The 1,055-nt window shown below is 39.8% G+C and carries 1 protein-coding gene; it reads right to left on the reverse strand.

Annotated features, from left to right (window positions below; translation table 11 throughout):
* Positions 1–191: 191 nt before the first annotated feature.
* Positions 192–1,055 (reverse strand): IS256 family transposase (locus tag KQ486_RS14040; RefSeq protein ID WP_216687995.1); only part of this gene is annotated, 864 nt, incomplete at its 5' end.

The raw sequence follows: 1,055 nt of genomic DNA on the forward strand, positions 1-1,055 counted from the left end.
AGTCAAGTCCATTATTATGTGTAAATTCTCTCAAGTGATTTCAACGGGTAAAACAGCCTATTCATCTTTGACATCTGGATTGGATTGAGAGGGCGGGTGTGATAGCCTGGCGGGCACGCCGGTTCTTTTTTAAAGAGCTGGCGGCCAGGCGTAGAAATCACACTCGCCAGGAGGCTCAATCGCAATCCTCGTTAATTAGAGATCTTCTTCTTAGGTAAATACCTTCTTTTCAAATCCAAGTTTTCATCTACATCCATTAACACGGCGCCAATTAATCGAACAGCACTTTGTGTGTTCGGAAAGATTCTTATCACCTGTTCTCTTCTTCGGACTTCTTGATTAATCCGTTCGAGATTGTTGGTGGTTCGTAAGTGTACATGATAGTTTGTAGGTTCGCTCATATATTGAATGGAATCTTCGAAACCATCCTCGAGACATCTACAGACTTTTGGATGTTTATCTTCATATTTCTCAATGAATTGGTCTTTACGTTTTCTGGCGACATCTGGATCGACGGTTTCATAGATTAAATTCATTTCATGTTTGATTTCTTTTACGTTTTTCTTGGGCATTTTCTCAATTAAATCTTTTTTTAAGTGAAAGGTACATCGCTGCCAACTTGTCCCGATAAAGGCTTCCGGTACAGAGGCTTTCAATCCAGCATGAGCATCGGAAATAAGTAGTTTGGGTGACTGTAGCCCTCTGCTTTTGAGGTTTTCAAAAACCTTCAACCACGCGTCTTTCGACTCGACATGACTGATTTCCATGCCAATGATTTCACGTTTATTTTGTTTATTGACACCTACCACGATATAGACAGCTTTGGATACGACTTTATTATCTTCTCTTACCTTGATATACATAGCGTCTGCGTAAATATAAGGGTAGTACGTGACATTTAAAGGGCGATTCAGCCATTCCTTCACAATCGGATCTAACTTTTTAGTTAGATTGGAGACAAAGGATTTAGAGACTGACTTACCACACAGCTCTTCTACAATCTTGCCTACTTTCCGTGTTGAAACACCATTAATAACCATCTCTAACATACTTAA

Source organism: Allobacillus halotolerans (assembly GCF_018967645.1).
Lineage (GTDB): Bacteria > Bacillota > Bacilli > Bacillales > Alkalibacillaceae > Allobacillus > Allobacillus halotolerans.